This is a genomic window from uncultured Sphaerotilus sp. (genome assembly GCF_963924895.1).
In the GTDB taxonomy this organism is placed as follows: Bacteria; Pseudomonadota; Gammaproteobacteria; order Burkholderiales; family Burkholderiaceae_C; genus Sphaerotilus.
In genome coordinates this window covers 16534-39916 of sequence record NZ_CAWURG010000024.1, presented here as the reverse complement: position 1 = coordinate 39916, position 23383 = coordinate 16534, and the positions used below count along the sequence as shown (strand labels likewise).

16 protein-coding genes are annotated in these 23383 nt (G+C 69.8%); 14 read left to right on the top strand and 2 right to left on the bottom strand.

The genetic code is table 11. From position 1 onward, the window contains the following. Window positions 1-26 precede the first annotated feature (26 nt). The 6 genes from AABN02_RS10005 to AABN02_RS09980 all read left to right on the top strand — a co-directional run bounded on the left by AABN02_RS10005 (window position 27) and on the right by AABN02_RS09980 (window position 8647). A complete protein-coding gene (locus AABN02_RS10005) occupies window positions 27-2864 on the top strand; it encodes a sensor histidine kinase (protein WP_338414783.1) in 2838 nt (945 codons plus the stop codon). After that, on the top strand, window positions 2827-3222 hold the full coding sequence (locus AABN02_RS10000) for a response regulator (RefSeq protein ID WP_338414782.1): 396 nt from the start codon (window positions 2827-2829) through the stop codon (window positions 3220-3222). The genes AABN02_RS10005 and AABN02_RS10000 overlap by 38 nt, the downstream gene beginning before the upstream one ends. Then, window positions 3219-5420 carry an exonuclease domain-containing protein gene (locus AABN02_RS09995; RefSeq protein WP_338414781.1) on the top strand — a complete coding sequence of 734 codons (2202 nt, stop codon included), beginning with the start codon at window positions 3219-3221 and terminating at the stop codon, window positions 5418-5420. The genes AABN02_RS10000 and AABN02_RS09995 overlap by 4 nt, the downstream gene beginning before the upstream one ends. A gap of 309 nt (window positions 5421-5729) precedes the next feature. Further along, a complete protein-coding gene (locus tag AABN02_RS09990; protein WP_338414780.1) occupies window positions 5730-6470 on the top strand; it encodes a YbaK/EbsC family protein in 741 nt (246 codons plus the stop codon). 176 nt (window positions 6471-6646) lie between these two features. Next, entirely contained in the window at window positions 6647-8338 is a 1692-nt protein-coding gene (locus tag AABN02_RS09985; protein ID WP_338414779.1) for an MFS transporter, read from the top strand. Window positions 8339-8482: 144 nt separating this feature from the next. Next, window positions 8483-8647 carry a hypothetical protein gene (locus AABN02_RS09980; protein ID WP_338414778.1) on the top strand — a complete coding sequence of 55 codons (165 nt, stop codon included), beginning with the start codon at window positions 8483-8485 and terminating at the stop codon, window positions 8645-8647. A gap of 5 nt (window positions 8648-8652) precedes the next feature. On the opposite strand, the gene AABN02_RS09975 is transcribed toward AABN02_RS09980, so the two are convergent. Further along, window positions 8653-9285 carry a response regulator transcription factor gene (locus AABN02_RS09975; protein ID WP_338414777.1) on the bottom strand — a complete coding sequence of 211 codons (633 nt, stop codon included), beginning with the start codon at window positions 9283-9285 and terminating at the stop codon, window positions 8653-8655. After that, on the bottom strand, window positions 9282-10691 hold the full coding sequence (locus tag AABN02_RS09970) for a sensor histidine kinase (protein ID WP_338414776.1): 1410 nt from the start codon (window positions 10689-10691) through the stop codon (window positions 9282-9284). Before AABN02_RS09970 ends, AABN02_RS09975 begins: the two co-directional genes overlap by 4 nt. A gap of 281 nt (window positions 10692-10972) precedes the next feature. Between AABN02_RS09970 and pqqB the strand changes: the two genes are divergently transcribed. The 8 genes from pqqB (at window position 10973) to AABN02_RS09930 (ending at window position 23223) form a co-directional block, all read left to right on the top strand. Continuing rightward, window positions 10973-11887, top strand: coding sequence for a pyrroloquinoline quinone biosynthesis protein PqqB (gene pqqB, locus AABN02_RS09965; RefSeq protein WP_338414775.1), 915 nt, complete (start codon window positions 10973-10975; stop codon window positions 11885-11887). Between the two features lie 80 nt (window positions 11888-11967). Next, complete coding sequence (gene pqqC, locus AABN02_RS09960; protein WP_338414850.1) at window positions 11968-12651, top strand: pyrroloquinoline-quinone synthase PqqC; 684 nt, start codon at window positions 11968-11970, stop codon at window positions 12649-12651. Next, window positions 12648-12902, top strand: coding sequence for a pyrroloquinoline quinone biosynthesis peptide chaperone PqqD (gene pqqD / locus AABN02_RS09955; RefSeq protein ID WP_338414774.1), 255 nt, complete (start codon window positions 12648-12650; stop codon window positions 12900-12902). The genes pqqC and pqqD overlap by 4 nt, the downstream gene beginning before the upstream one ends. Further along, the gene (gene pqqE, locus AABN02_RS09950; RefSeq protein WP_338414773.1) at window positions 12899-14035 is read left to right on the top strand and encodes a pyrroloquinoline quinone biosynthesis protein PqqE; all 1137 of its coding nucleotides are present in this window, start codon (window positions 12899-12901) and stop codon (window positions 14033-14035) included. The genes pqqD and pqqE overlap by 4 nt, the downstream gene beginning before the upstream one ends. A 45-nt stretch (window positions 14036-14080) precedes the next feature. After that, window positions 14081-14524 carry a universal stress protein gene (locus AABN02_RS09945; RefSeq protein ID WP_338414772.1) on the top strand — a complete coding sequence of 148 codons (444 nt, stop codon included), beginning with the start codon at window positions 14081-14083 and terminating at the stop codon, window positions 14522-14524. A gap of 96 nt (window positions 14525-14620) precedes the next feature. Further along, window positions 14621-16729, top strand: a complete 2109-nt coding sequence (gene tkt / locus AABN02_RS09940) for a transketolase (RefSeq protein WP_338414771.1) — start codon at window positions 14621-14623, stop codon at window positions 16727-16729. A gap of 94 nt (window positions 16730-16823) precedes the next feature. After that, window positions 16824-17291: a hypothetical protein gene (locus AABN02_RS09935; RefSeq protein WP_338414770.1), complete on the top strand. Its 468-nt coding sequence runs from the start codon at window positions 16824-16826 to the stop codon at window positions 17289-17291. Between the two features lie 46 nt (window positions 17292-17337). Further along, window positions 17338-23223 (top strand): alpha-2-macroglobulin family protein, encoded by a 5886-nt coding sequence (locus AABN02_RS09930; protein WP_338414769.1) that lies wholly within the window; start codon window positions 17338-17340, stop codon window positions 23221-23223. Window positions 23224-23383 lie beyond the last annotated feature (160 nt).

The following is a 23383-nucleotide window of genomic DNA, read 5'->3' as shown; positions in this document are numbered from 1 at the left end:
CCACAGCGGTGCCCGGGGCGCTCTCCATGCTGCCGATGTCCCTGGTCCTCGCTGCGTCCTTTGCCTACCTGCTGGTGCTGTTCGCGGTGGCGCACCGCGCCGATCGGCGGGCCCGCTCCGGCCACTCGGTGATCGCCAATCCCTGGGTCTACACACTCTCGATGGGCGTGTATTGCACCGCGTGGACCTACTTCGGCAGCGTCGGACGCGCCGCCACCGCGGGCATCTGGTTCCTGCCGATCTACCTGGGGCCGACGCTGGCCATGGTGCTGGCCTGGCTGGTGGTGCGCAAGATGATCCGGCTGTCGCGCAGCTACCGCATCACCTCGATCGCCGACCTGGTGGCCAGCCGCTACGGCAAGAGCCGCACCCTGGGCGGGCTGGTGACACTGATCACCGTGGTCGGCATCGTTCCCTACATCGCGCTGCAGATCAAGGCCATCGCCAGCGGCTATGCGCTGCTGACAACGCCGCTCGGCCAGCCGCTGGGCGCCCCGCCGGCCTGGTGGCTCGACGGCACCTTCTACATGGCGCTGGTGCTGGCCGGCTTCACGATGGTCTTCGGCGCGCGCCATCTGGACGCCACCGAGCGCCACGAGGGCCTGGTCGCGGCGATCGCCTTCGAGTCGGTGGTCAAGCTGCTGGCCTTTCTCGCCGTGGGCGTGTTCGTCACCTGGGGGCTGTTCGCCGGGCCGGTCGACCTGTTCGACCGGGTGGCGGCCGTGCCCGAACTGGCCGCGCTGCTGCGCATGGAACGCGGCGGGCGCTTCGACCATGTCCAGTGGTTCGCGCTGACGCTGCTGGCGATGCTGTCGGTGATCTTCCTGCCGCGGCAATTCCAGGTGATGGTGGTGGAGAACGTCGACGAGCGCCACCTGCGCCGGGCGGTCTGGGCGTTTCCGCTGTATCTGCTGCTGATCAACCTGTTTGTGCTGCCGATCGCGCTGGGCGGCCTGCTGCATTTCGGCCCGGGCACGATGAACCCGGAGACCTTCGTGCTCTCGCTGCCGCTGTCGCAGGGGCAGCGGGCGCTGGCGCTGCTGGCCTTCATCGGGGGGCTGTCCGCGGCGACCGGGATGCTGGTGGTCGAGGCGATCGCCGTGTCGACCATGGTCTGCAACGACCTGGTGCTGCCGTGGCTGCTGCGGACCACGCAGGTCGCCGGACGCCAGGGAGACCTGACCGGCGTGCTGCTGGGGGTGCGCCGGGTGGCGATCCTGGTGGTGCTGCTGCTCGGCTATGTCTACTACCACCTGGCCGGGGAGGCCTATGCGCTGGTCAGCATCGGCCTGATCAGCTTTGCCGCGGTGGCGCAGTTCGCGCCGGTCGTGCTGGGCGGGCTGTACTGGCGCGGCGGCACCCGGCACGGGGCGCTCGCCGGCCTGCTGCTGGGTTCTGCGCTCTGGGCCTACACCTTGATGCTGCCGTCGATCGCCAAATCGGGCTGGCTGGCGGATGACTTCCTGCGGGACGGACCCTGGGGCATCGCGCTGCTGCGGCCCGAGCAGTTCCTCGGCCTCTCCGGGCTGGACAACCTGACGCACTCGCTGTTCTGGAGCCTGCTGCTGAATGTGGTCGCCTATGTGGGGGTGTCGCTGTGGCGCACGCCGTCGCCGCGCGAGGCGACGCAGGCGCTGCTCTTCGTCGATGTCTTCACCCGGGCGCCTGCCGGCACCGCGCGCGAGGCACCGGTGTTCTGGCGTGGCCGCGCCCAGGTGGATGACCTGCACCAGCTGCTGTCGCGCTTCCTCGGCCCGGTGCGTGCACAGCGGCTGCTGGAGGACCATGCGCGCCAGATCGGGCTCGACAGCCCCACCGGCATCGTGCCCGATGCGCGGCTGGTGCAGTTCGTCGAGACGCAGCTCGCCGGGGCCATCGGCAGTGCCAGCGCCCACGCGACGGTGGCGGCCGTCGTCGAGGAGGAACCCCTCGGCATGGACGACGTGATGCGCATCCTCGACGAGGCCTCGCAGCTGCGGGCCTATTCGCGTGCGCTGGAAGCGCAGTCGGCGTCGCTGCGGCGCGCGACCGAGGAACTGCGCACCGCCAACGAGCAGCTCAAGAGCCTGGACCGCCTGAAGGACGACTTCATGTCCTCGGTGACCCACGAACTGCGCACCCCGCTGACCTCGATCCGGGCGCTGTCGGAGATGATGCACGACGACCCCGACATGGAGGCGGCCGACCGCCAGCGCTTCCACGGCATCATCGTCTCCGAGGCGGAACGGCTCACGCGCCTGGTCAACCAGGTCCTCGATCTGGCCAAGATCGAGTCTGGCCATGCCGAGTGGCGCACCACCGAGGTCGATCTGTGCCGCCTGATCGAGCAGGCGGCGCAGACCACCACCGAGCTGTTCCGGGAGCGGGGCGCCCGGCTCGAACTCTTGCTGCCGGCGCAGGTACCGCCGCTGCGGACCGATCCCGACCGCCTCACGCAGGTCCTGCTGAATCTGCTGTCGAACGCCTCGAAATTCGTGCCGAAGGGGTCGGGTCAGGTTCGACTCCGTCTGCGGTCCGATGCGGACGGGGTGATGGTCCGGGTGCAGGACAACGGCCCCGGCGTGCCATCGGCGCAGCGCGAGCTGATCTTCGAGAAGTTCCGCCAGGGCGGTGACCGCCTGCACCGGCCGCAGGGCACGGGCCTGGGCTTGCCGATCAGCCGCCAGATCGTCGAACATTTCGGTGGCCGCCTGTGGCTGGACACGGGTGCTGGCACGGACCCGCATTCTGACGACGGACAAGGTGCATGCTTCGTGTTCACGCTACCGTGGAACGGAACAGACGCGGCGGCCAGCCCCGACACCGCCCTGCGAGGAGACACGACCGATGACACAGCCCCGGACCATCCTGATCGCGGACGATGAGCCCAACATCCTGCTGTCGCTGGAATTCCTGATGAAGCGCGAGGGCTTCCGGGTGTGCGTGGCGGCCGATGGGCCCGCGGCGCTGGTGGCGGTGCAGCGCGAGCGACCGGACCTCATCCTGCTCGACGTCATGATGCCCGGCAAGACGGGTTTCGAGGTCTGCCAGGCGGTGCGTGCCGACGAGACGCTGGCCGGCACGCGCATCCTGATGCTGACCGCCAAGGGGCGCGAGACCGATGTCGCCAAGGGGCTGGCGCTCGGTGCCGATGGCTACATGACCAAGCCGTTCTCGACCCGGGATCTGGTCGAGCGGGTGCGCAGTCTGCTGGCCACTGATCCGGCGCGGGGTGGCGCATGAGTGCCCGCCGCCCGATGCCCGGCGCCCGTCGGGCGCTCGGGCTGGGTGTGGCGGTGGCGGCGGCCGGGCTGCTGCTGTGGTTCGGCAGCAGCCTGGCACTGGTGGTCGCCGCGCTGGAGGTGACCGAACGCACCTGGCTGGCCGAACACCTGCTGCCGCACCTGCCCCTGCTGCTGCTGACGACCCTGGCCGTGCTCGGTCTGGCGGCCTGGGGCGCCGGGCAGTTGTGGCAGCGCGGCTTCAGCAGTGCAGACGCGCTGCTGGAGGACGCGCAGGTGTTGCTGGCGACCGATGTCGAGCGCGCGCTCGTGCCGCGCGGGACCGCCGCGCAGCGTGGTCTGGCCCAGGCCTTCAACACCCTGGTGGCGCAGCGCCGCCAGTTGCGCGAGGACATGGGGCAGCAGATCCGCGAGGCCAGCCAGCACGTCGAGCAGGAGCGCAACCGGCTCGCCGCGCTGATGTCCGAGCTGACGCAGAGCGTGGTGGTGTGCAACCTCGACGGCCGCATCCTGCTCTACAACAGCCAGGCGCGGCAGCAGTTCCGTGCGCTGTCCAGCGTGCCGTCGGTGGCCGACGGGGCGGACATGATCGGGCTGGGGCGCTCGATCTACTCGGTGCTCGACCGCCATCTGGTGGCCCACGCGCTGGAGCGTGCGCAGGACCAGCTGCTGCGCGGCGATGCCCGGCCCGGGGCGCAGTTCGTGACCACCACCGCCCTGGCCCAGTTGCTGCGCGTGCACCTGACGCCGGTGCACTCGGGCGGCCCGCCGCCGGTCATCGACGGCTTCGTGCTGATGGTGGACAACATCACGCGCGACTTCGAGGAGGAATCCACCCGCGACCACCAGCTCAACGAGATGATGGAGACCCAGCGTGCTGCGCTCGGCAACCTGCAGGCGGCGGTCGAGATGCTCGACTACGGCGACATCGACCTGGCCACCCGCGAGCGCTTCCTGGCCGTGATCCGCGAGGAGGCGCTGCGCATGAGCGACCGCGTCCATGCCTGGTCGCAGCTCAGTGCCCGCGACATGGGCACCCGCTGGCCGCTGGAGGAACTGCACGGTGCCGATCTGGTCACCATCGCGCAGCGGCGCCTGGCGGCGCTGCCCGGGCTGCGGGTGTCGGCCGACGAGGTCGAGGCCTCGGTCTGGCTCAAGGTGGACAGCTACTCGCTGCTGCTGGCACTGGACTATCTGGCTGGTCGCCTGGTGGCGGAGCACGCGATCCGGCAGCTCTGGCTGCGGCTGCGCCCGGCCGGCACCCGCGCGCAGCTCGACCTGGTCTGGACCGGCCAGGCGATGAGCACCGAGACGGTGATGGGCTGGGAGATGGACAGCATGCGCGTCGGCGACGATGGCGCGAGCACGCTGTCGGTGCGCGATGTCGTGCACCGGCACGGTGGCGAGTTCTGGTTCGAGCGCGAGCGGGTGCGCCACCAGGCCTTTTTCCGCTTTCTGCTGCCGTGTGCCGAGACGCCGGCGCAGCCGGCGCCCGGTGGCGCGCCGGTGTCCTTCGTCCACAGCCAGAGCCGGCCCGAGTACTACGATTTCGACCTGTTCGCGACCACGGAAAACCGTGCCGGCGTGGCCGCGCTCGACGAGATGCGCCTGACCGATCTGGCCTACACCGTCTTCGATACCGAGACCACCGGCCTGAACCCGTCCGAGGGCGACGAGATCATCCAGATCGGTGCGGCCCGTGTCGTCAACGGCAAGCTGCTGCGCCAGGAGTCCTTTGAACAGCTGGTCAATCCGCAGCGCATCATCCCGGCCGCCTCGGTTCCGATCCACGGCATCCAGCCGGAGATGGTGTGGGGCCAGCCGACGATCGAGCAGGTGCTGCCCACCTTCCATGCCTTCGCGCGCGACACGGTGCTGGTGGCGCACAACGCGGCGTTCGACATGCGCTTCCTGCAACTGAAGGAGGCGGTGACCGGCCTGCGCTTCGACCACCCGGTGCTCGACACGCTGCTGCTGTCGGTGGTGGTTCACCCGCACCAGGACTCGCACCGGCTCGAAGCCATCGCCGAGCGCTTCGAGATCACCGTGATCGGGCGCCACACTGCGCTGGGCGATGCGATGGTGACGGCCGAGGTCTTCCTGCGGCTGATCCCGCTGCTGGCCGACAAGGGCATCCACACCCTCGGGCAAGCGCGCCAAGCCCAGCAGCAGAGCTACTACGCGCGGCTGAAGTACTGACGTACCGACCCGACAGGCACTCCAGCGCGTCGCGCAGGTCGTGGCCTTGCCGCAACCAGCACAATTGCAGGTGGTGGTCTTCGGTGGCCAGCACGACCTGACCGGCGGCGATCTGCTCGACGGCCATGTCGGCGGCCAGTGCCGTGCGCTCCTGGGCGTCCAGCACGGCGAAGACACGGTGGGCGGACATGGCCGAGACCAGATCCGGGCGCAGGCTCGGCTCGGTGGGCCTGTTCATCCATTCACTGTAGTGCTGCGTCTCCTGCGCGGCGCTTGTCTCAGCGCAACGTTTTCTCCGGGTTTGCCCACATGTCCGATCTCCCTGTTCCGGTTTCCCCGGCGTCCGTGCCTTATCCGTCCGAGCGTGTATGCGCTGTCGCCGACTGGCTGCTTGAACGAGGGCATCCGCAGGCCCCCGTCTGGCTCGACGTGGCCGCGCACACTGCCGCCGAGGCCGCCGCCGCGCTGGGCGTCACGGTGGGCCAGATCGCCAAGAGCGTCATCTTCCGGCGCCGGGCGGACGCATTGGCGGTGCTGGTCGTGACCTCGGGCGATCGCCGGGTCGACGAGCGTCTGGTGGCCGCCCAGGTGGGGCCGATCGGCCGGGCGGACGCCGAGTTCGTGAAGGCGCAGACCGGGTTTTCCATCGGCGGCGTCTCGCCCGTGGCCCACCGCAACGCGCCCGTTGTGCTGATCGACCGGGCGCTGTTCCGCTTCCCGGGGATCTGGGCCGCGGCGGGCCATCCCAATGCGGTGTTTCCGCTCACCCCGGCAGAGCTGGTGGCGCTGACCGATGGTGCGCCGGTGGCCGATGTGACGCAGGTGGTGAGCGCCACACCCCCGCCCCCGCCGAAAGAGCGGCCGAACAGCCCGTGCATCAATACCTGCCGGATCGATCCCGACACCGGATGGTGTGCTGGATGCGGCCGCACCATTGCGGAAATCACGACCTGGTCCAGGCTGTCAGCCTCGGAGCGCGAACCGATCTGGGCGGCGCTGCCGAGTCGCTTGGCCGCCACGAAAATTGACCTCGGTCACGATCAGAACTAACCCTAGCCTGTAGACCTATTCTTGAAATATTCCGCATCATGAAATAATTGATGCGGGTTGTTGTTTATTTCGTAAGATTCTGTTGGTTACTCGTCAGGAAATCGTCAGAGGCCAGTTCGACAGTGAACCCAAGTGCCGTGGTCGCGGCGCTGCTATCTGGTCGAGGAGACAAACACATGTCCAGCATTCCTGCGAACGCTCGGGCCACCGATTCGCCGATGACAGCAGAGGAGAGGAAGGTCATCTTCGCCTCGTCGCTCGGCACCGTTTTCGAGTGGTACGACTTCTATCTGTACGGATCGCTCGCTGCGATCATCGCCAAGCAGTTCTTCAGCGGTCTGGATCCGTCCGCCGCCTTCATCTTTGCCCTGCTGGCCTTTGCGGCCGGCTTCATCGTGCGTCCTTTCGGCGCACTGGTGTTCGGTCGCCTCGGCGACATGATCGGCCGGAAGTACACCTTCCTGGTCACCATCTTGCTGATGGGTCTGGCGACGTTCATCGTCGGCATCCTGCCCAACTACGCCTCGATCGGTGTCGCCGCCCCGGTGATCCTGATCTCGCTGCGCATGCTGCAGGGCCTGGCGCTCGGTGGTGAGTACGGCGGTGCAGCAACGTACGTGGCCGAACACGCCCCGCACGGCCGCCGCGGCGCCTACACCGCGTGGATCCAGACCACCGCAACGCTGGGTCTGTTCCTGTCGCTGATGGTCATCCTGGGTACCCGCACCGCGATCGGTGAAGAAGCCTTCGCCGACTGGGGCTGGCGCGTGCCGTTCATCGTGTCGATCCTGCTGCTGGCCATCAGCGTCTGGATCCGCCTGTCGATGAACGAATCGCCTGCCTTCAAGAAGATGAAGGAAGAGGGCAAGACCTCCAAGGCACCGCTGTCGGAATCGTTCGGCCAGTGGAAGAACCTGAAGATCGTGATCCTGGCCCTGTTCGGTCTGGTCGCTGGTCAAGCGGTCGTCTGGTACACGGGTCAGTTCTACGCGCTGTTTTTCCTGACGAGCGTGCTGAAGGTGGACGGCCCGACGGCCAACATCCTGGTCGCCGCCTCGCTGATCATCGGCACGCCGTTCTTCGTGGTCTTCGGCACGCTGTCGGACAAGATCGGTCGCAAGCCGATCATCATGGCCGGCCTGCTGCTCGCGATCCTGACCTTCTTCCCGCTGTTCAAGGCGCTGACCGCAGCCGCCAACCCGGACCTGGCCAAGGCGCAAGCCACCGCCCAGATCTCCGTGAAGGCAGACCCGGCCACCTGCTCGTTCCAGGGCAGCCCGATCGCCCGTGAAGTGGACTTCACCAATCCTTGCGACATCGCCAAGCGCGCACTGGCCCAGAACTCGGCCAGCTACGAGAACGAAGTGGTGCCGGCTGGTTCGCCCACGACGATCAAGATCGGCGACAAGGAAATCGTGCCTCCGACCGGCGTGCTGCTGGCGGGTGGTCACAAGTTCGACGAAGCGTCGGGCAAGGCGATCGCGCAGTTCAAGAAGGACATCGCGGCAGCCCTGAAGGAAGCTGGCTACCCGGCCAAGGCGGACCCGGCCAAGATCGACAAGGTCAAGATCATCATGATCCTGTCGGTCCTCGTGCTGTACGTGACCATGGTCTACGGCCCGATCGCCGCCATGCTGGTGGAGATGTTCCCGACCCGCATCCGCTACACCTCGATGTCGCTGCCGTACCACATCGGCAACGGCTGGTTCGGTGGGCTGATGCCGACGATCGCCTTCGCGATGGTCGCCCAGAACGGCAACATGTTCTACGGTCTGTGGTATCCCGTCACGATCGCTGCCATCACCCTCGTGGTCGGCATGCTGTTCGTGAAGGAAACCAAGGACGTGGACATCTACGCCGGTGACTGAACGCCTGACATCGGCTGAAGTCCGACTGACGCTCCGCTGATGTGACAAGGCGCCCCGCGAGGGGCGCCTTATTCGTTTGTCCGGACGACCTTACCCTGTTCTTACCCTGTATCCACCCACCCCAACCCCCAAGGAGTTTCACCCATGTGGAAGATTGCTCTGGCCTTCATCGCCTTCGCTGCCCTCGCCATGTTCATCCTGATGAAGAGCGGTGGCGACATCGACATGAGCGGCGAAAAGCACGGTGTCGATGCGCATGAACCCACCGCCCCCGCAGCCAGCGGCGCTGCCCCGGCCGCTTCGCACTGAGCGCCTCAGGCTTCGATCAAGCCCCAGCGCAGCGCCAGCAGCGTCAGCTCCGCCTGGTTGGCCGCTTCGAGCTTCTGCTTGACGTGGTACAGGTGGGTGCCGACGGTGCTGGCCGAGAGCTTCAGATCGCCCGCGATGTCCTGCACCGAGCGGCCGCGGGCGAGCTGCACGAAGACCTCGAACTCGCGCGAGGACAGCCGGTCGGCCGGGTTGTCGCTGCCATCGATCGCGGCGAGCGCGAGCTGGCGGGCGATGTCCGCATCCAGCCAGCGCCGGCCCGCCGCCACCGCGCGGATGGCTTCCGGCAGGTTCTCCGGCGCGCTCCGCTTGGAGAGAAACCCCATCGCCCCGGCATCCAGCGCCCGCCGCGCGTGGGCGCTGTCGTCGTGGGCGGACAGCATCAGCAGCTTCAGCGTGCCGTCGCGTGCGCGCAGCCGCCGCAGCGTCTCCAGCCCGCCCATGCCCGGCATGGAAATGTCGAGCACCACCACGTCCGGCGCGGCTGCCGCGATGTGCAGCAGCGCCTGCTCGCCGCTGTCGGCCTCGCCGGCCACCACCAGGTCGGGGCACTCGCCCAGCAGCATCCGGAAGCCCATGCGCACCAGCGCGTGGTCGTCGACCAGCATCACGCGGATCATGTTGTCTCTCCTTCGGGTCTGGCCATCGGCAACCAGGCCTGCACGCGGGTGCCGCCTTCGGGTCGCCGCTGCACGCTCAAGCGTCCGCCCAGCGTGGCGGCCCGTTCGCGCAATCCGCGCAGCCCGTAGTGTCCACGGCGGGCCCAGTCGTCGGGCAGGCCGGTACCGTCGTCCTCGACCGTGAGCTGCAGCGAGGTCGGATCGGCCTCGGCGAAGATCCGCACCCGCGTGCCGCCGCTGTGGCGCAGCGCGTTGGTCAGGGCCTCCTGTGCCACGCGGTAGGCGGCGCGCGCCGGCTCGACCGGCAACGACTGGCTCTGCTCCAGGCCGCTCAGGTTCAGCTCCAGCGTCATGTCGCCGTAGCGGCTGCGCGAGGCGTCGACCAGCTCGGTCAGCGCGTCCGCCAGTCCCAGGTCGTCCAGCGCGGGTGGCGCCAGCCGCGGGATCAGGCCGTGCATGGCCTCGTAGAGCCGCGCGGCCTCGTCGGCGATCAGGCCGGTGGCCTGGGCGCTGGTGGGGTCACGCTCGCCCAGCCGGGTCTGCACCGTGCGCGCCAGCGAGCGGATGGCGGTGACCGACTGGGCGAACTCGTCGTGCAGCTCGCGGGCGATGGCGCGCCGCTCGGCCTCGGTGTGTACCTCCAGCCGGCGGGCGAATTCGCGGCTCTCCAGCAGCGTGCGCTCGGCCTCGAAGGCGCGCATCCGGGCCTCGATCTCGGCTTCGATCGCCTCGGCGAGCTGGTTGACCGCCTGCCCGATCACGGCGGCCTCGCGCCCGGGCAGGGCGGGCAGGCGCGCGGCGTAGTCGCCGGTCTGCAGCCGGGCGAGGCCTTCCACGATGGTCGGCAGCGGCCGCAGTGCCCGCCCGACCCCCCAGAACACCGCCAGGTTCAGCAGCACCAGCACGGCCGCGCCGGTGCTGCCGAGCACGACAAAATCGTCCCAGCCATCCAGGACCGCGCGCGACGGCTCGGCCTCCACCGTCAGCCGGCCGCCCGGCATCTGGATGACCTGGCGCTCCAGCGTCGGCGAGACCAGCGCGCTGTACCAGGCCGGTGCGTAGCGGCCCTGCTTGTAGGTCGCCTGCGGCGAGGTGAACAGCACGCGCCCGTCGTCGGACTCGAAGCGGATGTCGTTGGCGCGGACCCGGCCGAGCTGTTCCAGGAAGCGCACCAGCGTCTGCGGGCCGGCGTTGGCGTAGACCCAGGTCACCCGCTGCAGCAACTGGCCGGCGACGCGGTTGCCCGCGGTGATTTCCTCGCGCACGCTGCGGCGGGTCGCGTCGATCTGCAGCGCGATGACAGCCACGACGAACAGGCCCATCAGCGCGGCGACGATCAGGTGGATCTGCAGGCGCAGGCTCGGGCCGCGCGGACCGGGCACGGGGTCAGGTACTGGAGAGGACATGGCCCGGATTGTCTGCGGCCAGCCGGTGCGCGCAAGGCAGTGCGCTGTATCTTCGGTATCTGTCGGGACCCCCGCGCAGCGCTTTCATGAAAATCATGAGGCACGAATCATGGGTGTGGCGACGACGGCGCGCCGGCCGGTCGCGACACTGGAGACTCCCAACCCCCCCCCACCCTGAAGGAGTTCCACGATGACCTGGCAAACCCCCACCGCCTGCGACTTCCGTTTCGGCTTCGAAATCACGATGTACGTCGCGGCCCGCTGAGCCTCGGGACGACACCATGAAACTGCGGGTGCTCGGCTCGGCCGCAGGTGGCGGTTTTCCCCAGTGGAACTGCAACTGCGCGCAATGCACCGCCGTCCGGGCGGGATCCCCGAACCACCGCGCCCGCACCCAGTCGTCCGTCGCCGTCGGCGGCCCGGACGACTGGCTGCTGGTCAACGCCTCGCCGGACATCCTGACGCAACTCCAGCGCAGCCCCGCGCTGCAGCCCGCCCGCGCCGTGCGCGACACGGGCATCGCGGGCGTGCTGCTCTGTGACGGGCAGGTCGACCACAGCACCGGCCTCTACATGCTGCGCGAACGCGGCGTGCCGCTGCCGCTGTGGACCACCCGCCCGGCGCACGACGACCTGCGCATCGGCAACCCGATCCTGCGCGTGCTGTCGCACTACTGCGGCGTGGCGTGGAACGAGCTGCCCATCGACGGCGCTGCCATCACCATCCCCGGCGTCGCCAATCTGCGCCTCACCGCGCTGCCGCTCGACAGCAAGCCGGCGCCGTACTCGCCACACCGCGAATCGCCGGTGCCGGGCGACAACGTCGGTCTGGTGTTCGAGAACGTCGCCACCGGCCGCCGCGTGTTCTACGCCCCCGGCCTCGGCGAGATCAGCCCGGCTGTCTGGGAGGCAATGTCCACCGCCGACGTGGTGATGGTGGACGGCACCTTCTGGACCGACGACGAGATGATCCGCCTCGGTTTCTCGAAGAAGACCGCGCGCGACATCGGCCACCTGCCGCAGTCCGGTGCGGGCGGGATGCTGGAGTGGCTCGGCCGCCTGCCGGCGACGACCCGCAAGCTGCTCATCCACATCAACAACACCAACCCCATCCTCGACGAGGCCTCGCCCGAGCGGCAGGCGGTCGCCGCGGCGGGTGTCGAAGTCAGCTTCGACGGCCTGGAGATCTCGTTTTGACCCCCTTCAACGCCCCGGCCGTCTTCCGGCCGCGCGACCCGGACGCGCCCGCCTGGGACGCCGCCACCTTCGAGGCCCACCTGCGCGAGCAGGGCAAGAGCTACCACATCCACCACCCCTTCAACGTCATGCTCAACACGGGCAGGGCGACGCCGGAGCAGATCCGCGGCTGGGTGGCGAACCGCTTCTACTACCAGATCGCGATTCCGGTGAAGGACGCGGCGGTGCTGTCGAACTGCCCGGACCGCGCCGTGCGGCGCGAGTGGATCCAGCGCATCCTCGACCACGACGGCTTCGAGTTCCGCGCGCCCGACGGGTCGGTTGTTCGCGATGAGGGCGGCATCGAGGCGTGGATCCGCTTGGGGCTGGCGGTCGGCCTGACGCGCGAGGAGATCACCGACCTGCGCCACGTGGCACCGGCAGTGCGCTTCGCGGTCGATGCCTATGTGAACTTCGCGCGCCACGCCCCTTGGCAGGAGGCGGTGTGCTCCTCGCTGACCGAGCTGTTCGCGCCGGAGATCCACAAGCAGCGCCTGGCGACCTGGCCGGAGCACTACGCCTGGATCGACGCCGAGGGCCTGTCCTACTTCCGCAACCGCGTCAGCCAGGCGCGGCGCGACGTGGAGCAGGGGCTGGCCGTCACGCTCGGCCACTTCCGCACCCGCGCGCAGCAGGAGCGGGCGCTGGAGATCCTGCGCTTCAAGCTCGACATCCTCTGGGCGATGAACGACGCGATGGCGCAGCGTTACGGGGTGAATCCATGAACCCCCGCGTGGCCCGCGGCTTCCGCCTGCAATGGGAAGCCGCGCAGGACTGCCACGTCCTGCTCTACCCCGAAGGCATGGTGAAACTCAACCGCAGCGCGGGCGAGATCCTGACCCGCTGCACCGGCACCGCCAGCGTTGCCGAGATCGTGGCCGATCTGGAAACCGCTTTTGGCGCGACCGGCCTGCAAGCCGATGTCGAGGCTTTCTTGGACATGGCCCGCCAGCAGCGCTGGGTGGATCTGGCATGAGCGCGCCGGTCATCGGCCCGCCGCTGTGGCTGCTGGCGGAGGTGACCTACCGCTGCCCGCTGCACTGCGTGTTCTGCTACAACCCGGTCGACTTCGCGAAGACCGAGCGCGCGGACGAGTTGTCCACCGCCGACTGGCTGCGTGTGCTGCGCGAGGCGCGGCAACTGGGCGCTGTGCAGTGCGGCTTCTCGGGTGGCGAGCCGCTGGTGCGCGATGACCTCGAAGAGCTGATCGCCGAGGCGCACCGGCTGGGTTATTACACCAACCTGCTCACCTCCGGCGTCGGGCTGACGAAGGAGCGGGCGCATGCGCTGAAGGCGGCCGGACTCGACCATGTGCAGCTCAGCTTCCAGGACTCGACCCGCGAGCTGAACGACTTCCTCAGCCACACCAAGACCTTCCAGCTCAAGCAGGAAGTCGGCGAGACCATCAAGGCGCTGGGCTGGCCGATGGTGATGAACGTGGTGATCCACCGCCTCAACATCGACCACATCGACCGCATCATCGCGATGGCGGACGCGCTCGGCGCCGAGTACCTGGAGCTGGCGAACTCGCAGTACTACTCCTGGGCGCACCTGAACCGCGACCACCTGCTGCCGACCAGCGAGCAGATCCGCCGCGCCGAAGCCGTGACCGATGAGTGGCGCATCAAGGTGGCCGACCGGATGAAGCTGTTCTTCGTGGCACCCGACTACCACGAGGGCAAGCCCAAGAAGTGCATGAACGGCTGGGGCAACATCTTCCTGACCATCTCGCCGGACGGCACGGCGCTGCCCTGCCACACGGCGAAGATGCTGCCGGGACTGGCCTTTCCGAACGTGCGCGAACACGACATCCGCCACATCTGGCAGGACAGCGAAGGCTTCAACCGCTACCGCGGCACCGGCTGGATGAAGGGCGCCTGCGTCACTTGCCCGGACAAGGAAAAGGACCTCGGCGGCTGCCGCTGCCAGGCCTTCCTGCTGGCGGGCGATCCGGCGGCGACCGATCCGGTCTGCCCGAAAAGCGAGCGCTACGGCGTGGTGCAGGCGGCGGTGGCGGCGGCTGACGCGGGCGTGGTGCCCGAGCGGCCGCTGGTGTTCCGCGACCCGAAGCAGTCGCGGGTGCTCATGATGGAGATCAAGTCCGGCTGATCGGTCGAGGTCTAGAGTGAAACCGTCACTCTCGAAGGATCGATCATGTTCAAGCATCTCTTTGTTCCGGTCGATGGCTCCGCGCTGTCGATCCGCGCCATGGACGCGAGCATCGAACTGGCCCGTTCGCTGGGGGCCTGCATCACTGGCTTCGTGGCCGAGCCGGACATCCCGCTGTCGGCGGTCAGCTCCAGCCCGACCGTGTTCGTGCAGCAGATCGCCGCCCACGAGAGTCGCACCGACGCCCACGCCCACACCGTCCTGAACACCTTCGCCGATCGCGCCAAGGCGGCCGGTGTGGTCTTCGCCAGCGAATACCGCCGCAGCGACCAGACCGACGCGGTGATCGCCGAGGTGGCCGACATCGTCAAGGCCGACCTGATCGTCATGGTCACCCACGGCCGTGGCGCGTTCAGCGAGTTGCTGTTCGGCTCGCACACCAAGAACGTCATGTCGCGCACCAAGGTGCCGCTGCTGGTGCTGCACTGACGCCCGCCCCGGCCTGTGGGCCGGGATCGTGCGCTGACGAACAGACATGTGCGCCCCCGGGCCGCTACAAACGGCGGCACCTTGGGGAGATTGCACATGACCACTGACCCGACCGCCTCGAACGACACCTCGCCGCTCGACCTGCGCTGCGTCAACACCCTGCGCACGCTGGCGATCGACGCGGTCGAGCAAGCGCAGTCCGGCCACCCAGGCACGCCGATGGGCGCCGCGCCGATCGCCTACACGCTGTGGCAGCGCTTCCTGCGCTTCGATCCGCAGGACACCACCTGGCCGGACCGGGACCGCTTCGTGCTGTCCGGCGGCCATGCGTCGGCCTTGCTCTACGGGCTGCTGCACCTCTGCGGCGTGCGGGACGCGGCTGGCGCCGAGGCGGTGTCGATGGACGACCTGCAGCGGTTTCGCCAGCTTGGCAGCCACTGCACCGGCCACCCGGAGCATGGCGTGACCGCGGGCGTGGAGACCACCACCGGCCCGCTCGGCCAGGGCATCGCCACCAGCGTCGGCCAGGCCATCGCCCAGGCCTGGCTGGCCGCCACCTACAACCGCCCCGACCACCGCCTGTTCGACCACCGCATCTACGCCCTGTGCGGCGACGGCGACCTGATGGAGGGCCTGAGCGCCGAGGCCGCCTCGCTGGCCGGCCACCTGCAGCTCGCCCACCTCTGCTGGCTCTACGACTGCAACCGCATCAGCATCGAAGGCTCGACCACGATCACCTTCACCGAGGACGTCGGCGCCCGCTTCACCGCGCAGGGCTGGCAGGTGCTGCACGTGGCCGATGCCAACGACCTGGGCGCGCTGACCCGTGCGCTGCAGACCTTCGTGGACACCACCGACCGGCCCACGCTCATCATCGTGCAGAGCACCATCGGCTACGGCGCCCCGCACAAGGCGGACACGAAGGAGGCCCACGGCGAGCCGCTCGGCGCCGAGGAAGTGCGGCTGACCAAGCGCTTCTACGGCGTCGATCCGGACGCCACCTTCGCGGTGCCCGAGGGCGTGCGGGCGCACCTCGCGGCGCAGTTCGGCCAGCGCGGTGTGCAGGCCCACGGCGCGTGGACCCAGCGCTTCGCCGCCTACCGGGCGCGGTATCCGAAACTCGCCGTGCAGCTCGACCAGATGCAGCACCGCACCTTGCCGCCTGGCTGGGAGGCCGACTGGCCGACCTTCGCCGCCGATGCCCACGGGCTGGCCACGCGCGACGCGTCCGGCCAGGTGCTCAACGCGATCGCCGCCCGGGTGCCCTGGCTGATCGGCGGGGCGGCCGACCTCGGACCCTCCACGAAGACGCGCCTGGGCGACCACGCCGGTGATTTCGAGCCGCCCGGTGGTGGCGGTGGTGCGGGTGACTACCGGGGCCGCAACCTGCACTTCGGCGTGCGCGAACACGCGATGTGCGCCATCTCCAACGGGCTGGCGCTGTCCGGCCTGCGGCCGTTCGCGGCCAGCTTCCTCGTCTTCTCCGACTACGGGCGCGGGGCGATCCGGCTCAGCGCGATGATGGGCCAGCCGGTGCTCTACCTCTGGACCCACGACTCGATCGCCATGGGCGAGGACGGCCCGACCCACCAGCCCGTCGAGCAGCTCGCCTCGCTGCGCGCGCTGCCGGGCATGGTGGTGCTGCGGCCGGCCGACGCGAACGAGGTGGTCGAGGCCTGGCGGGTGGCGATGCAGTGCACCGACCGGCCGGTGAGCCTCGTGCTGTCGCGCCAGGCGCTGCCGACGCTGGACCGCAGCCGCTACGGCAGTGCGCGCGGCGTGGCCCGCGGCGCCTACGTGCTGGCCGATCCATCCGACGGCCGCGCGCCCGACGTGCTGCTGATCGGCACGGGCAGCGAAGTGGCACTCTGCCTGGCCGCCTTCGAGCAGCTCAGCGCCGAGGGCATCGCGGCGCGGGTCGTCAGCATGCCCTCGTGGGACCTGTTCGAGGCCCAGAGCGCCGACTACCGCGACCGCGTGCTGCCGCCCGAGCTGCTGGCGCGGGTGGCGGTCGAGGCCGCCTCGCCGCTGGGCTGGGAGCGCCATGTCGGCTCGGACGGTGTGGTGATCGGGATGACCGGTTTCGGGCACTCGGCGCCGGGGGCGGTGGTGCAGGCAGCCTGCGGCTTCGATGTCGCGCACGTGGTCGCCGCGGCGCACGAGCAGTTGCTGTGGCACCCGGGACTGGCGGCCCGCACGGCATAGGCCCCGTCCTACAGGCGATGGTCGTGCCGTCCGCTGCCGGGGGTGGGGCGGTCTTTCCATACTCGTTCTTTGTCACGCGAAACGAAGGTTCCCCATGAACAAGCTTTTCACCCTGGGCGCGGCCGTGCTGATCGCCGCTGCGCTGCTGCCGGTGGCCGAAGCCGCCCCGATGACCCGCGCCGACTACGACGCAGCGATCAAGAAGTGCAACCCGCTGGTGGGCGATCCGCGTGCGCTGTGTACCGAGGCCGTCCAGCAGCAGTGGCAGATCGAATCCAGGCGCAACCGCCCGGCCGACAGCAGCCGGCGCCAGCGTCCGGCCGACTACTACGTGGCGATGAAGAAGTGCAAGGCCCTGTCGGGCAGCGACCAGGCGGTCTGCTCCGAAGAGGCCAAGCAGAAGTGGCCGCTGCCGCCCAAGGTGGACACCGCGCCGAAGGACGCCGCCACCGTCCGCCGCGACGCGGACTACGCCATCGCGATCCAGCAGTGCAACACCCTGGTCGGCGATCCGCAGGCGCTGTGCACCGAAACGGCCAAGCAGAAGTTCGGCAAGCACTGAACGCCGCTTGGCGGGCATAGACTGTGCGGCCGAAGAGGAGGCCGCGATGGGGTCGATGCGCAGCAGGACGGTGGCAGGGTGGATGGCGGCGGTGCTGACCGGCTGGACGCTGGCCGGCGCGGCACAGGCGGCCCGGGTGGTCACGGCGACGCCCAGCGGCGAGGTGTCCGAGGCGGTGCAGATCCGGCTGCGTTTCGACACCGCGGTCGTCCCCTTCGGCTCGCCGGCCTTGCCTGATCCGGCCACGCTGCGCTGCGAAGGCCTGGGCGCCCAGGCGGCACCCGCCGGCAGCCGCCGCTGGATCAGCGACCGCGAGTGGACCTACGACCTGAACGACGCGCTGCCGCCCGGTGTCGCGTGCCAGCTGTCGATCGCGTCGACCTGGAAACCGCTGAACGGCACGCTGGACGGGCCGCGCGAGTTCCGCTTCTCGTCGGGCGGGCCGGCGGTGCTGTCGGTCGAGCCATACGAAGGCGCGCAGGTCGAGGAAGACCAGCACTGGCTGCTGCGCCTGAACGGCCCGGTCGTCGCCGACACGGTGCGGCGCAACGCCTGGTGCGAGGTGCAGGGCATCGGCGAGCGGATTCCCGTGACCTGGGTCGAAGGAGCGCCGCGCACCGCGCTGCTGAAGAACCAGCAGATCAAGGACCAGGACGCCGAGCGCGTCGCGGTGCTGACCTGCCAGCGCCCGCTGCCGCCCGCGGCCGGCGTCAAGCTGGTGTGGGGGCCGGGCATCGCTGCGGCCAACAACCCGAAGATCGTCACCCGCACGCCGCGCCGCTTCGCGTGGGAGGTGCGCGAGCGCTTCACCGCCGAGTTCAGCTGCGAGCGCGAGCGGGCCGAGGCGCCGTGCATTCCGCTGCGGCCGATGCAGCTGCGCTTCTCGGCGCCGGTGGCACGCGAGGTGGCGGCGCAGATCCGCCTGGCGCGCGTGGACGGGCAGGGCACCGCGCTGGCACCGAAATTCGCCCGCGACGCGACCGATGCGACCGTCGAGGTCATCGACTTCCCCTCGCCGCTGGACGAGCGCACGCGCTACCAGCTCACGCTGCCCAAGGACTTCCGCGACGCCTCGGGCCGCGCGCTGGCGAATGCCTCGGCCTTCCCGCTGCAGACGGCGACGGGCGGGATGCCGCCGCTGGCCAAGTTCGCCGCGGCGCCGTTCGGCGTGGTCGAGCTGGGCACCGCCGCCGAGCCGGGAATGCTGCCGATCACCGTGCGCCATGTCCACGAAGGCAGCGGCCCGCCGCCGAAGGCGCGGCTGAACATCAAGACGCTGGACGCGGGCACCGCCGACAAGGAGATCCTCCAGTGGTTTTCCAAGGTGCAGCGCCACCATGAAACCAGCTTCACCGCCAAGGAAGTCGGCTGGCCGCAGAAGGACTGGACCGTCACCGAAACCGTGACCGGCGACGACGGCAAGCCGCGCCAGGTGACGCGCGACCGCATGGTCGGCGCGCGTGAGCTGTCGCTGCTGGCCAAGGAAACCGAGGTCCAGCGCAGCGACCTGCCCGGCCCCAATGCGGACACCGCGAAGACCCCCGGCGTGACCGAGGTGCTCGGCCTGCCGCTGACACGCTCCGGCTACCACGTCGTGGAAATCTCCTCGCGCGTGCTCGGCCGCCAGTTGCTGGCCCGGGAGACGCCGATGTACGTCCGCGCCGGCGTGCTGGTGACGCCGATGGGCGTGCATTTCAAGCGCGGGCGCTCGTCCAGCCTCGTCTGGGTGACGACGCTCGACCGCGCGCAGCCGGTGGCGAATGCCGACGTGGCGGTGAACGACTGCCGGGGGGACGTGCTCTGGTCCGGCCGCACCGATGCGCAGGGCGTGGCGCGGATTCCGCGCGGCTTCGAGACGAGTGACGACCAGTGCCTCACCGACAACGGCCTGTTCGTGACGGCCCGCAGCCCGGCGCGTGCCGATGGCGGGCGCGACCTGTCGTTCGTGTTCAGCGGCTGGAGCCAGGGCATCGAGTCGTGGCGCTTCAACCAGCCGACCGCCAGCGGCCCGCTTGACGACCGCAACGCCGTGCGCGCCCACACGGTGTTCGACCGCACGCTGCTGCGCGTGGGCGAGACGGTGTCGATGAAGCACTGGCTGCGTCTGGAAACCGAGCGCGGCTTGGCGGCGTTCAAGGCCGAGCAGCAGCCGGACGAGGTGGACATCACCCACGTGGCGACGGGCGAGGTGGTGACGCTGCCCTATGCGCGGGCGATGCGCTGGGCGATCCCCAAGGAGGCCAAGCAGGGCTTCTACGAGGTGACGCTCAAGCGCAAGGACGGCGCGTCGTGGTCGTCCGGGCAGTTCCGTGTCGAGGCGTTCAAGACTCCGTTGGTCGATGCACGGCTGTCGGCGCCGACCGGGCCGCAGATCGCGCCGCGTGCGCTGAACCTCGGCGTGCAGCTCACGCACCTGTCGGGCGGCGGGCTGTCCACCGCGGCGTCGCTGAACGCGCTGCTGCGGCCGGCCTACATCCATTTCCCCGACTACAGCGACTACAACTTCACCCCCCAGTCCCGCACCGACCCGGCGACCGGCGAGTCCGTCAGCCGCGTGCGCGAGCAGGTACTCGCCGACCGCCAGCCGGTGAAGACCGATGCACAGGGTGCCGCGACCGCCAAGGTGGAGCTGCCCGCCAGCGTGCAGGCGCTGCAGGTGCCGGCCGAGCTGGTGACCGAGGTCAGCTTCGACGACCCGAACGGCGAGCGCCAGACCGTGGGCCGCACGACGGTGCTGTGGCCGTCGAGTCTGGTGGTCGGCATCCGGGCGCGCAGCTGGCTGGCGCAGAAGGGGCGGGTGCCGGTGCAGATGGTCGTGCTCGACACCGCGGGCAAGCCGCAGGCGGGGCAGTCCGTCGTGCTGCGCGGCGAGCAGCGCACGTCGCTGACGACGCGCCAGAAGGTGGTCGGTGGTTTCTACGCCTACGACTCGAAGGAGCAGGTGAAGGATCTTGGCCAGCTCTGCAGCGGCAAGACCGACGCGCGCGGCCTGCTGGTCTGCGACCTCGACGTGACCCAGTCGGGCGAACTCCAGCTCATCGCGCAGGCCAGCGACAGCGCCGGCAAGCGGGCCGAATCGAGCGCCTCGGTCTGGGTCAGCCTGGGCGGGGAACTCTGGTTCGAGCAGGACAACGACGACCGCATTGACCTGCTGCCCGAACAACGCGACCTGAAACCGGGCGAGACGGCGCGGCTGCAGGTGCGCATGCCGTTCCGCGAGGCGACGGTGCTGGTGACGGTCGAGCGCGAGGGTGTGCTGGACGCGAAGGTGGTGAACCTGCGCGGCAGCGACCCGGTGATCGAGGTGCCGATTCCGAAGGCGTCCGCGGCCGGCGCGGGTTCCTGGGCGCCGAACGTGTACGTCAGCGCGCTGGTGCTGCGCGGGCGGATCCGGCATGTGCCGTGGTATTCGTTCTTCGACTGGGGCTGGCGCGCGCCGACGCTGTGGTGGAACGCCTGGCGCCACGAAGGGCCGGACTACCAGCCGCCGACCGCGATGGTCGATCTGGCCAAGCCGGCGTTCAAGCTGGGCGTGGCGGCGCTGCGCGTCGGGCTGGACGAGCACCGGCTGGAGGTGAAGGTCACGCCCGCGCAGCCGCAGTACGGCGTGCGTCAGACGGCGAAGACCACGGTGCAGGTGCTGCGCGGTGGCCAGCCGCTGGCGGGCGGCGAGGTGGCGTTCGCGGCGGTCGATGAAGGGCTGCTGGCGCTGATGCCGAACAACTCGTGGGAGTTGCTGGAGGCGATGTTCCAGCCGCGCGCGTGGGGCGTGGAAACGTCCACCGCGCAGAACGAGATCATCGGCCGCCGGCACTACGGCCGCAAAGCCATCGCCCCCGGCGGCAGTGGCGGTCGCAACCCGACGCGGGAGCTGTTCGACACGCTGCTGCTGTGGCAACCGGCGGTGAAGCTCGACGCGCAGGGCCGCGCGACGATCGACGTGCCGCTGAACGACTCGCTGACCAGCTTCCGGCTGGTGGCCATCGCCGACGGTGGGACGAGCGGCGTGGACCAGTTCGGCACCGGCAGCGCGTCGATCCGCGTCAGCCAGGACCTGCAGATGCTCGCCGGCCTGCCGACGCTGGTGCGCGGCGGTGACCAGTTCGAGGCGCTCTACACGCTGCGCAACACGACGGCGCGGGCGATGAAGGTCAAGGCGACGCTGACTGGCCAGCCGGAACAGCAGGTGTCGATCCCGGCGGGCGCCGCCACGGAAGTGCGCTGGAAGGTCACGGTGCCGCAGGACGTGACGGCGCTGACCTGGGAAGGTGGTGCCGAGGAGGTGGGCGTGGCCGCGGGTGGCCAGCCGGCGCGCGACCGCATCAAGGTCGTGCAGCAGGTGCAGCCGGCCGTCCCGGTGCGCGTGCAGCAGGCGACGATCCGCCAGCTCGACGGCGCAGTGAGCTGGCCGGTGGCGCCGCCCGCGGACGCGCTGCCGGGGCTGGGCGGTGTGCAGGTGACGCTCAAGCCGACGCTGGCCGGGGCGCTGCCGGGCATCCGGCGTTTTTTCGAGCTGTACCCGTACCGCTGCCTGGAGCAGCAAACCTCGCGCGCCATCGGCCTGCACGACACGGCGGCGTGGACCACGCTGGTGGGCGAGCTGCCGACCTACCTCGACCGCGACGGCTTGGCCCACTACTTTCCGCCGTCATCCGACAGCGCCGGCGGGGGCAGTGACGCGCTGACGGCGTATGTGCTGGCGGCCTCGCAAGCGGCCGGCTGGAAGATCCCGGACGCGCCGCGCGAGGCGATGCTGGCCGGGCTGACCGCGTTTGTCGAAGGCCGGCTGGAGCGCCGCCTGCCGTCGCCGCGGAGCGATGCGCTGGAGCGCGACGTGCGCAAGCTCGCCGCGATCGAGGCGCTGTCGCGGCACGGCCGGGCGTCGGCGCGGCTGCTCGGCTCGCTGGAGATCGCACCACAGCAGTGGCCGACCGGCGCGCTGATCGACTGGCTGGCCATCCTGCGCCGCGTCGACGGCATCCCGCAGCAGGCGCAGCGGGTGGACGAGGCGCGCAACCTGCTGCGCGCCCGGCTGGTCGCAGGCGGCACGACGCTGAAGTTCGCCGACGAGTCGGGCGATGCGTGGTGGTGGCTGATGACCGGCGCGGACGCCAACGCGGCGCGGCTGCTATTGACGGCGGTGGACGATGGCCCGGGCTGGCGCGAAGACCTGCCGCGGCTCGTCACCGGCCTGATGGCGCGTCTGGACGCCCAGCGCAGCGGCGCGTTCTCGACGACGACGGCCAACGTCTGGACCACGCTGGCGCTGGACCGCTTCTCGGCGGTGCACGAGTCGACGCCGGTCACGGGCCGCAGCCGCGCCGCGCTCGGGACGACCACGCGGGAACTCGACTGGGCGAAGCAGGCCGGCGGTGGGGCGATGAGCCTGCCGTGGGCGGCGCCGTCCAGCACGCCGGCCACGCTGACGGTCACGCAGCAGGGCACCGGCAAGCCGTGGGTGGCGCTGCAGAGCCTGGCCGCCGTGCCGCTGAAACAACCGTTCAGCGCCGGCTACCGCATCGAGCGCAGTGTCACCGGTGTCGAGCAGAAGACCGCGGGCCAGTGGACGCGGGGCGACGTGCTGCGCGTGCAGTTGAAGGTGACGGCGATGGCCGACCTCGGCTGGGTGGTCATCAGCGACCCGGTGCCGCCGGGCGCGGCGCTGCTGGGCAACGGGCTGGGCCGCGATTCGCAGATCGCGACCCGCGGCGAGCAGTCGAGCGGAGCCGCCTGGCGCGTGTACGAGGAACGTCTGCCGAAGGCCTGGCGCGCCTACTACGCCTGGCTGCCGCGCGGCACGCACACGGTCGAGTACACGATGCGGCTGAACACCGCCGGCCGCTACCTGTTGCCGCCGAGCCGCGTCGAGGCGATGTATGCGCCGGAGAACTTCGGCGAAGTGCCGGTGGGCGTGATGGATGTCTCGTTCTGAACAATCCACCCTGAAATCGGGGGTGTAGTTCACAGGTACTTGGACGTATCTTTCAGTCCAACGCGGCACGGCATGTCAAGGCCTTGGCGCGGTATCTGAACCTTTTTATCGATTCATCGAGCGATTCATGAAATCAGGGGGGGCCTGTCAAAGCGACAGG